General features: G+C 75.2%; 1 protein-coding gene. It reads left to right on the forward strand.

Features of this window, described 5'->3' with window-relative positions; genetic code table 11:
- The first annotated feature begins 16 nt into the window (after positions 1–16).
- A complete protein-coding gene (locus AC068B_RS28415) occupies positions 17–12010 on the forward strand; it encodes an SDR family NAD(P)-dependent oxidoreductase (RefSeq protein ID WP_478674455.1) in 11994 nt (3997 codons plus the stop codon).
- The last annotated feature ends 16 nt before the right edge of the window (positions 12011–12026 follow it).

Below are 12026 nucleotides of genomic sequence, written 5' to 3' on the forward strand. Positions count from 1 at the left end.
AAGGTGACGATGCACGGTGAATGACGACAAGCTCCGGGACTACCTCAAGCGGGCGGCAGCCGACCTGCACCGCACCAAGCAGCGCCTCGGCGAGGCCGAGGCAAGGAACCGCGAACCGGTCGCCGTCGTGGCGATGGGCTGCCGCTACCCCGGCGGCGTACGCACCCCCGAGGACCTGTGGCGGCTCGTCGCCTCGGGCACCGACGCGATCACCGGATTCCCCGCCGACCGCGGCTGGGACCTCGACGCCCTGCACGACCCGGCGGGGGAGCGCCCCGGCACCACCTACAGCGCCGAAGGCGGCTTCCTCGACGATGTCGCCGCGTTCGACCCGGCCTTCTTCGGGATCTCCCCGCGCGAGGCGCTCGCCATGGACCCGCAGCAGCGGCTGTTCCTCGAGACCACCTGGGAGACCTTCGAGCGCGCCGGGATCGACCCGCACACCCTGCGCGGCAGCCGCACCGGTGTCTTCGCCGGAGTGATGTACCAGGACTACGCCGCCCGCCTCGGCCAGGTGCCCGACGACATCCAGGGTTACCTCGGCAACGGCAGCTCCGACAGCGTCGCCTCGGGCCGCATCGCCTACACCTTCGGCCTCGAAGGGCCCGCCGTCTCCGTCGACACGGCCTGCTCCTCCTCGCTCGTCGCCCTGCACCTGGCCTGCCAGGCGCTGCGGCACGGCGACTGCGCGCTCGCCCTCGCCGGCGGCGCCATGGTGATGTCGACCCCCGTGCCCTTCGTCGAGATGAGCCGCCAGAACGGTCTGGCCTCCGACGGCCGCTCCAAGTCCTTCGCGGCCACCGCCGACGGCACCGGCTGGGGCGAGGGCGTCGGCATGCTCCTCTTGGAGCGCCTCAGTGACGCGCGGCGCAACAACCACCCCGTCCTCGCCGTCGTCCGCGGCTCCGCCGTCAACCAGGACGGCGCGAGCAGCCGCCTCACCGCCCCCAACGGCCCCTCCCAGCAGCGCGTCATCCGGCAGGCCCTGGAGAACGCCCGCCTCGCCCCAGCCGACATCGACGTCGTCGAGGCACACGGCACCGGCACCCCGCTCGGCGACCCCATCGAAGCCCAGGCGCTGCTGGCCACCTACGGCCGCGCGCACTCGGCAGGGCAGCCGCTGCTGCTCGGCTCCCTGAAGTCGAACATCGGCCACACCCAGGCCGCCGCCGGAGTGGGCGGTGTCATCAAGATGGTCCTCGCCATGCGGCACGGGGTGGTGCCGCCCTCGTTGCACGCCCAGGACCCGACACCACAGGTCGACTGGTCCCCGGGGACCGTACGGCTCGTCACGGAGACCGTCCCGTGGCCCGCGACCGGGCGTCCCCGCCGTGCCGCCGTGTCGTCCTTTGGGGTCAGCGGCACCAACGGCCACGTCCTGCTGGAACAGGCCGAAGCCGCCGACGAGGCACCCGCCGCCGAAGAGCCCACCGACCGCCCCCGGCACACCGGCCCGCTGCCCTGGGTGCTCTCGGCCCGCAGCGTCGATGCACTGCGCGCCCAAGCGGCCCTCCTCCACGCCCACCTGGAGAGTACGCCCGGCCTCGACCCCGTGGACGTCGGCCACACCCTGGCGACGCGCCGCGCGGCACACGAGCACCGGGCCGTCCTGGTCGGCGACGACCGGCACGCCCTGCTCGACCGGCTGCACGCACTGGCCGACGGAACCGACGCCGACGCGGACGCTGGGGCGCACCGGGCCGCCCGGCCGGGCGAGGCGGTCGCCTTCGTCTTCCCCGGCCAGGGCGCCCAGTGGCCCGGCATGGCCCGTGAACTCCTCGACAGCTCCACCGAGTTCGCCGCCCGCATGAACGCCTGCGCCGACGCCCTCGCCCCGCACGTCGACTGGTCCCTGACCGACGTCATCCGCGAGGCACCCGGCGCGCCCGGCCTGGACCGCGTGGACGTCGTCCAGCCCGCCCTGTTCGCGGTGATGGTCTCCCTCGCCGCGATGTGGCGCGCGCACGGCGTCGAGCCCGACGCCGTGGCCGGGCACAGCCAGGGCGAGATCGCCGCGGCCTGCGTGGCCGGGGCGCTGACCCTCGACGACGCGGCCAAGGTCGTCGCGCTGCGCGCCAAGGCGCTCCGCGCGCTGGCCGGAGACGGCGGCATGGCCTCGGTGTCCCTGCCCGTGGACCGCGTACGCGAACGCATCGCGCCCTGGGGCGAGCGGCTGGCGGTCGCCGCCGTCAACGGCCCCGAATCCGTGGTCGTCTCCGGCGCCCCCGAAGCGCTCGACGCCCTGCTCGCCGCCCTGGACGCGGAGGGCGTACGAGCCCGCTCCGTAGACGTCGACTACGCCTCGCACGGCCCCCAGGTCGAGGCGATCCGCGACCAACTGCACACCGACTTACGGGACATCACGCCCCGGACCGCCGACGTGCCCTTCTACTCGACGGTCACCGGCGGCCTCCTCGACACCACCGCACTCGACGCCGCGTACTGGTTCACCAACCTGCGCCACACCGTGCAGTTCGAGCAGACCACACGCGCCCTGCTCGCCGACGGCCACCGCGTCCTGCTCGAAGTCAGCCCGCACCCCGTGCTGACCGGCGCCCTCCAGGACACCGCCGCAGCCGCCGCCACCGACGCCCTGGCCACCGGCACCCTGCGCCGCGGCGAAGGCGGCCCGCGACGCTTCCTCACCTCCCTCGGTGAACTGCACGCGCGCGGCGTCCCCGTCGACTGGCAGGCCGTCTTCGGCGGGCTGCACCCCCGCAGGGTCGACCTGCCCACCTACGCCTTCCAACGGCAGCGCTACTGGCTGGAGGACGGCGCAGGCCCCACGGGAGACGCGGCCTCGGTCGGACTCGTCCCCTCCGGCCACCCCCTCCTCGGCGCGGTCGTCACCCTCGCCGACAGCGACGGTCTCCTGCTCACCGGCAGGCTCTCGCTGCGCACCCACCCCTGGCTCGCCGACCACGCCGTGCAGGGCAGTGCCCTGCTTCCCGGCACCGCCTTCCTCGAACTGGCCGTCCTGGCCGGGGACCGCACCGGCTGCGCCCACGTCGACGAACTCACCCTCGAAGCACCTCTGGTGCTGCCGCCCCTCGGCGGAGTCATGCTGCGCCTGTCCGTAGACGCCCCCGGCCCCGACGGCAGCCGGGCCCTCACCCTGCACTCGCGGCCCGACGACCCCGAAACCGACGAGGACTGGACGCGCCACGCGACCGGCGTCCTCACCCCCACCGCACCGACCCCCGCGCGGGACACGAGCGCGGACCTCACCGCATGGCCCCCGCCCGGCGCCACCCCTCTCGACCTCGACGGCATGTACGAGCGCTACGCCGAGGGGGGCTTCGCCTACGGCCCCGCCTTCCAGGGCCTGACGGCGGCCTGGCGGCTCGGCGACGAGCTGTTCGCCGAGGCCGTGCTCCCCGCCGAAACGCGCCAGGACGCCACGGCGTTCGCCCTGCACCCGGCGCTGCTCGACGCCGCCCTGCACGCCAGCGGGCTGACCGCCGACGACGCGGCGGACGAGGGGAGCGGCGGCGGGCGCATGCCGTTCGTGTGGAGCGGCACGACGCTGCATGCCTCCGGCGCCGCCGCCCTGCGCATCCGCCTCACCCGCACGGGCGAGGACACCCTTGCGCTCGAAGCCGCCGACGCCACTGGCAGCCCCGTCGCCTCCGTCGCCTCCCTGCGGCTGCGGCCCGCCGCGGTGCCTGCCGGGCAACCGGCGCACCATGACGCGCTGTTCCGTGTGGAGTGGGTGGAGGCCAGCTGCCCGGCGGTGCGCCCGGACACCGTCTGGGCGGTGATCGGCGCCGAAGACCCCGAAGACCCCGAAGGCGACTGGGCCATACCGGAAGGTGCTGCGGCGGCCCCGACGGCTCACGCCGACATCACCGCTCTCCTCGCCGCACTCGACGCCGGTGCCGCCGCCCCGGACGTTGCCCTCCTGCCGGTGCCGTCCATGCCCGGCGGCGCCCCCGACGACGTACCGGATGAACTGCGAGACGTGCACGCGGCCGTCCACCAGGCCCTGGACACCCTGCAGACCTGGCTCGCCGACGAACGCCTCTCCGGCACCCGCCTCGTCCTCGTCACCCGGGGCGCGGTGTCCACCGACCCCGGCCGGAGCCCCGCCGACCCGGCCCGCTGCGCCGTGTGGGGCCTGGTGCGCTCGGCCCAGTCGGAACACCCCGGGCGCTTCGGCCTCCTGGACCTGGACCCGGACCCGCAGTCGGTCGACGGGGAGCCCGGCGGGGCGCGGGGCGCGGCCGTCGCCGCGGCCCTGGCCGCCGAAGAGCCCCAACTCGCCCAGCGCGGCGGCATCGTGCGCGCTCCCCGCCTGGCCAGGGTCCCGGCCGCCGACCCGGTCCCGGCCGCCCTCGACCCGGAGGGCACGGTCCTGGTCACCGGAGGCACCGGACTCCTCGGCTCCCACGTCGCCCGGCACCTGGTGACCCGGCACGGCGTCCGCCAACTGCTCCTGACCAGCCGCAGCGGGCCCGCCGCCCCCGGCGCCGCCGGGATCGCGGAGGAACTCACCGCGCTCGGCGCCCAGGTCACCGTCGCCGCCTGCGACGCGGCCGACCGTGCCGCGCTCGCCACCCTCCTCGACAACATCCCCGCCGAGCACCCGCTGACGGCCGTCGTGCACGCCGCGGGCACCCTCGACGACGGCGTCCTCACCTCGCTGACCCCCGAGCGGGTGGACACCGTGCTGCGCCCCAAGGCCGACGCCGCGCTCCATCTGCACGAGCTGACACGGGAGTCGAACCTCGCGGCGTTCGTCCTCTTCTCCTCCGCCGCGGGCACCTTCGGCGGACCCGGCCAGGGCAACTACGCCGCCGCCAACGCCTTCCTCGACGCCCTGGCCCAGCGACGGCACGCGCTCGGCCTGCCCGCGCACTCCCTGGCCTGGCCCCTGTGGGAGCAGCGCTCCGCGCTCACCGGGCACATCGGCGACGCCGACGTGCGCCGCCTGGCCCGCTCGGGCATGCCGCCGCTCACCACCGAAGAGGGCCTCGCCCTCTTCGACACCGCCCTGACCGTCGAGACCCCGGCGCTCGTGCCGCTCCGGCTCGACACCCGGGCCCTGCGCGCCCGGGCCGCGGCGGGCGAGCCGGTGCCCGTGCTGCTGAGGGGCCTGGTGCGGGTCCCCGTCCGGCGCGCCGTGGCGGCCGGACCCGCCACGCCCGGTGCCGGTTCGCTGACCGAGCGCCTCGCCGCGCAGCCGGAAGCCGAACGCCTGCGCACCCTGGTGCAACTGGTCTGCGCGCAGGCCGCCGCCGTCCTCGGGCACGCCCCCGGCGACACCGTCGACCCGGCACGCGCCTTCCGCGACCTCGGCTTCGACTCGCTCGCCTCGGTGGAGCTGCGCAACCGGCTCACCGCCGCCACCGGACTGCGCCTGCCCGCCACGCTCGTGTTCGACCACCCCTCACCCTCCGCGCTCGCCGCCCAGCTGCGCGATGAACTGGCAGGCAGCGATGCGCCTGCGAGCGCGCCGCACAGCGCAGGCGCGGCCCCCGCCCCCGGCGCCGACGAACCGGTCGCCATCGTCGCGATGGGCTGCCGCTTCCCCGGCGGCGTGCGCACACCGGACGACCTGTGGCGGCTCATCGCCTCCGGCACCGACGGCATCGGGCCCTTCCCCGCCGACCGCGGCTGGGACCTCGACGCGCTCTACGACCCCGACCCCGCCCACACCGGCACCTCCTATGTCCGCGAGGGCGGCTTCCTCGGCGGCCCTGGGGACTTCGACGCCGACTTCTTCGGCATCTCCCCGCGCGAGGCCATCGCGATGGACCCGCAGCAACGCCTGCTCCTCGAGATCACCTGGGAGGCGATCGAGCGCGCCGGGATCGACCCGGCCGCGCTGCGCGGCACGGCCGCCGGGGTCTTCGTCGGGCTCATGCAGCAGGATTACGCGGTACGGCTCCTGCCCCACATCCCCGAGGACGTCGAAGGCTTCCTCGGCACCGGCAACTCCGGCAGCATCGTCTCCGGCCGCATCGCCTACACCTTCGGTCTCGAAGGCCCCGCTCTGACCATCGACACCGCCTGCTCCTCCTCGCTGGTGGCGCTGCACACCGCGGTGCAGTCGCTGCGCCGCGGGGAGTGCGAGCTGGCCCTGGCGGGCGGCGTCACGGTGATGTCGAGCCCCGAACTGTTCGTGGAGTTCAGCCGACAGGGCGGCCTCGCGGCCGACGGGCGCTGCAAGTCGTTCGCGGCGGCCGCCGACGGCACCGCGTTCGGCGAGGGCGCGGGCATGCTGGTCCTGGAGCGCCTCTCCGACGCACGGCGCAACGGCCACCCCGTCCTCGCGGTCGTCCGCGGCTCCGCGGTGAACCAGGACGGTGCGAGCAACGGCCTGACCGCACCCCACGGGCCCTCCCAGCAGCGCGTCATCCGCGCGGCCCTCGACGACGCCGGGCTCGGCGCCCGGGACGTCGACGCCGTGGAGGCGCACGGCACGGGCACCACACTCGGTGACCCCATTGAGGCGCAGGCCCTGCTCGCCACGTACGGCCAACAGCGTCCCGAGGAGCGGCCGTTGTGGCTCGGCTCCCTGAAGTCCAACATCGGGCACACCTCGGCGGCCGCCGGTGTCGGCGGCGTCATGAAGATGGTCCTCGCGATGCGGCACGGCCTGCTGCCCAAGACGCTGCACCTGGACGAGCCGACACCCCAGGTGGACTGGGACGCGGGCAACGTACGGCTGCTCACCGAGGCACGCCCCTGGGACGGCGGTCCTGGCGGCGACGGGACGCGCCGGGCCGGTGTCTCCTCCTTCGGCGTCAGCGGCACGAACGCCCACGTCATCCTGGAAGGGGCCGCCGAGGCGCGGCCGCCCGCGCGCCAGGCCCCCGACCCCCGTACGCCGATGCCCTGGACGCTGTCGGCCAAGACCCCCGAAGCCCTGCGCGCCCAGGCCGCCCAACTGCTGGCCCAGTGCACCGAAAGCCCGCACACGGAAACGGAAACTGACGGCACGGAAGGCCTCGACGCGGAAACCCTCCGCGCGGAAGGCCTCCGCACCGACGACATCGGCCTCTCCCTCGCCGTCACCCGCGCCCGCCACCAGCACCGCGCCGTGCTGGTCGGCGGCCGTGAGCAACTCCTGGCGGGCCTGCGGGCATTGGCCGCGGGCGAGCCGGACGCGCCCGTCGTGACGGGCACCGCCACGGCCGCCGGTGGCCGTACCGTGTTCGTGTTCCCGGGGCAGGGCTCGCAGTGGGCGGGCATGGCCCGGCAACTCCTCTCAGAATCCGCGGAGTTCGCCGCGTCCATGCGCCGCTGCGAGGCCGCGCTCGCGCCCTACGTCGACGGCTGGTCGCTGACCGGTGCCGTACGTGACGGCACCGGACTCGACCGGGTCGACGTGGTACAGCCCGCCCTCTTCGCCGTCCTGGTGTCCCTGGCCCGGCTCTGGGAGACGTTCGGGGTCGTGCCGGACGCCGTGGTGGGCCACAGCCAGGGCGAGATCGCCGCCGCGGTGGTGGCCGGTGCGCTGACCCTGGAGGACGGCGCGCGGGTCGTGGCGCTGCGCAGCCGGGCCATCGCCGCCCGACTGGCCGGGGACGGCGGAATGGCGTCCCTCGCCCTGACGGAGGCGGCGGCCGGGGAACGCATCGCGGCCTGGGGCGAGCGCCTGTCCGTGGCGGCCGTCAACGGCCCCTCCACGGTCGTCGTCTCCGGCGACCCACAAGCCCTGGACGAACTCCTCGCCCGCTGCGAGAGCGACGGGGTCCGGGCCCGCCGCATCGACGTCGACTACGCCTCGCACTCCGCGCACGTGGAGCGGATCGAGACGGAACTGCACACGGCGCTGGACGGCCTCGCCCCGGCCACCGGCAGGATCCCGCTGTTCTCCACGGTCACGGGCGACTGGCTGGACACCTCCGCCATGGACGCCCGCTACTGGTACACCAACCTCCGGGGCACGGTGCGCTTCGAAGACGCCGTACGCGCCCTGGCCGCGGAAGGCTTCGCCGCCTACGTCGAGATCAGCCCGCATCCCGTACTGGCCATGGCGGTCGAGGAGACGCTGGAGGCGGTGCACGCACCCGGCGCGGTGTCCGGGACGCTGCGGCGCGAGGAGGGCGGCATGGACCGCGTGCTCCTCTCCCTCGGCCAGGCACATGCCAACGGCGTCGAGGTGGACTTCACGCCCGTCTTCGCGCGCACCGGAGCCGCCCGCGTCGCGCTGCCCACCTACCCCTTCCAGGAGCAACGCCTCTGGCTCGACGTACCGGCCACGAGCTGGGACGTCGCCTCCGCCGGACTCGGCGCGACAGGACACCCCCTGCTCGGCGCCGCCGTCGAACTCGCCGACTCCGGAGAGCTGCTGTTCAGCGGCAGGCTCTCGCTGCGCACCCACCCCTGGCTGGCCGAGCACACCGTCCAGGACGTTGCGCTGCTGCCCGGCACCGCCTTCCTGGAGTTCGCTCTGCGCGCCGCCACCGGCGCCGACGGCACGGGCGTGGACGAGCTCACCCTCCAAGCGCCGCTCGTCCTGCCCGAGGAGGGCGCCGTCCTCGTCCAGGTCCGGGTCACGGCCGCCGACGCGGACGGCAGCCGGGCGCTGAGCCTCTTCTCCCGCAGGGAAGGAGACGCCGCGTCCGGAGCCCCCTGGACCCTCCACGCCACCGGCACCGTCGCCACCGCGGCCAGGGAGCCGGGCCCCGCCCTGATCGCCTGGCCGCCCCCCGGCGCCGAACCCGTCGACACCGCGGACCTCTACGACCGCTTCGCCGCCGCCGGATACGCCTACGGGCCCACGTTCCAGGGCATCCGCGCCGCCTGGCACCGCGAGGGTGAGATCTTCGCCGACCTCGTCCTCGACGAGCGCCAGCACGCGGACGCCGCCGGATACCTCCTGCATCCGGCGCTCCTGGACGCCGCCCTGCAGAGCGCCGCGCTCCTGCCCGGCCAGGACGGTGCCGCACGCCTCCCGTTCAGCTGGAACGACGTCACTGTCCACGGCACCGGGGCCACCAGCCTGCGGGCCCGGGTCACCGCCGACGGTCCGGCGGCCGTCGCCCTGACCGTGTACGACCTCGCGGGCCAGGAGATCCTCGCGGCCGCCTCCCTCGACCTGCGCCCCGTCGAGGCCGACGCCCTGACCCCGACACGACCCGGCCAGGACGGACTGCACCGCCTGGAGTGGGTGCCCGCCCCCGCCAATGGCACCGAGGGGTACGAGAGTTGGGGGCTGATCGGCGACGTGCTTCCCGAGGTCGCCCCGGACGACGCCACCCGCTGGCCCTCGCTCACCGCCTTCCGAGCCGACACGGACACCACTGCTCCCGCCCTCATCGTCACGGACTGCCCGAGCTCCACTGGCGACGGCGATGGCGACCCGGCCAGGCTGCTGCGCGCCACCACCGCCGCGTGCCTGGCTCTCGTACAGGAATGGCTGGCGGACGAGCGGTGCGCGGACACCACCCTGGCCGTCCTCACCCACGGCGCCGTACGCACCGACCCCGGTGACCGGACAGCGGCGGGCGCCTGGGCGCAGTCCGGGGTGTGGGGTCTGCTGCGGAGTGCGCAGAGCGAGCACCCCGGACGATTCGTCCTGGTGGACCTCGACGACCGGCCCGAGTCGCACGCCGCCGTCACCGAGGCGCTCGCCGCGGCCCGCGCGGCGGGTGAGGACCAACTGGCCGTGCGCGCAGGCGAGGTACTCGTACCGCGCTTGGCCGCCGACGCACCCAAGGGCACCCTCGTGCCGCCGCCGGACGAGCCCTGGCAGATCGGGCTCGCGGGGCAGGGCGCGGTGGACGGGCTCACCGTCGTCCCCGCAACCACCGTCCAGGCGCCGCTCGAAGCAGGCCAGGTCCGCGTCGCCGTGCGCGCCGCCGGACTCAACTTCCACGACGTGGTCGTCTCGCTCGGCCTCGACCCCGACCAGCCGGTGCTCGGCAGCGAAGGCGCGGGCACCGTCCTCGAAGTGGGTTCCGGAGTCGACGACTTGGCGCCCGGCGACCGGGTGATGGGCGTGTTCGGCGGGGCGTTCGGACCCGTCGCCGTCGCCGACCGGCGCACCCTGGCCCGCATCCCCGCCGGATGGACCTACGCGCAGGCCGCGGCGGTGCCCATCGCTTTCCTCACCGCCTACTACGGCATGTTCGACCTCGGCGGCCTCAAGCGCGGCCAGTCGGTCCTGGTGCACGCCGCCACCGGCGGGGTCGGCACGGCCGCCGTGCAACTGGCCCGGCACGCCGGAGCCGAGGTCTACGCCACGGCGAGCCCCGCCAAGTGGGACGTCCTGCGGGCAGCCGGACTCGACGCCCCGCACACCGCATCCACCCGCACCCTGGACTTCGCCGAGCACTTCCTCGACGCCACCGACGGCAGGGGAGTCGACGTCGTACTGGACTGCCTGGCAAGGGAGTTCGTCGACGCGTCCCTGACCCTGCTGCCGCGCGGCGGACGCTTCGTGGAGATGGGCAAGACCGACGTGCGCGACGCCGACACGGTGGCACGCGAGCACCCCGGCGTGCACTACCGGGCCTTCGACCTGATGGAGGCGGGCCCCGAACGCATCGGCGCCATGCTCGCCGAAGTGCTCTCCCTCTTCGAACAGGGCGTCCTCACCCCGCTGCCCCTCACCTGCTGGGACCTGCGGCAGGCCCCCGAGGCGTTCCGTCACCTCGGCCAGGCGCGGCACATCGGCAAGAACGTCCTGACCCTGCCCGCGCCCCTCGACCCGGACGGCACCGTCCTGATCACCGGCGGCACCGGCACCCTCGGCTCCCGCGTGGCCCGCCACCTGGCCACCGCACACGGCGTACGCCATCTCCTGCTCACCGGGCGCAGAGGAGTCGAAGCACCCGGCGCCACGGAACTCCAGGGCGAACTCGCCGCGGCGGGCGCCGAGGCCCGCGTCGTGGCATGCGACCTCACCGATCCGGCCGCCCTCGCGGACCTGCTGTCCGGTGTGCACCCACAGCACCCGCTCACCGGGGTCGTGCACGCCGCGGGTGTCCTCGACGACGGCGTCCTGACCGCTCTGACGCCCGACCGGCTGGACCACGTCATGCGGCCCAAGGCGGATGCCGCACTCGCCCTGCACGAGGCGACCCGCGGCAGCGACCTCGCGGCGTTCGTGCTCTTCTCCTCCGGCGCCGCCCTCCTCGGCGGCGCGGGCCAGGCGGGCTACGCCGCCGCCAACGCCGCCCTGGACGCCCTGGCGGCCCGGCGCCGCGCCGAAGGACTGCCCGCCGTGTCCATCGGCTGGGGCATGTGGGAGGAGCGCAGCACCCTGACCGCGCACCTCACGGACGCCGACGTGCGCAAGATGGCCCGTGGCGGTGTGGGCGCCCTGAGCACCGCGGCGGCCCTGCGGCTCTTCGACGCGGCGTTGCGCGCCGAAGCGCCGTACGCCTTCGCGGCCGACGTCGACACGGCCGCGCTCAGGGCGGCAGCGGCGAGCGGCACGCCCGTGCCCGCACTGCTCAGCACCCTGGTCCGCGCCCCACGGCGGCGCACCGCGACCGCCGCCCCGGCGGGCCCCTCGCTCGCCGACCGGCTGGCCGGACTGCCCTCCGCCGAGGCACACCGTGTCCTGCTCGATCTCGTACGCGGCCACGCCGCCGCCGTGCTCGGCCATACCTCCGCCGAACTGATCAGCCCGGTCCGCCCGTTCAAGGAGCTGGGCTTCGACTCCCTGACCGGCGTCGAGCTCCGCAACCGCCTGATGGCCGCTACCGGACAGCGCCTGCCCGCCGCGCTCGTCTTCGACCACCCCACCTCCGAGGCCCTCGCTCGCCACCTCGCCGCCACGGTCCTGCCCGGCGACGCGACCGGTGTTCCCGCGGCCCTCGCCGAACTGGACCGGCTCGACGCGCTCGTGGCCGAGGCGGCGCGCGGCGGCGCGGCCGGTGGGGAGATCCGGTCCGAGCTCGCCCGCCGACTGCGCGGCGCCCTCGACCGGCTCGCCGAGGGGGAGGGCGGCGACGACAAGGAGGGCGGGGCCGACGGCCCGGACGCCATCGAGTCCGCCACCAACGAAGAGATCTTCGACCTCATCGACAAGGAGCTGGGCATCTCGTGAGTCCCGTACAGAACGT

Source organism: Streptomyces sp. NPDC042371 (genome assembly GCF_056437465.1).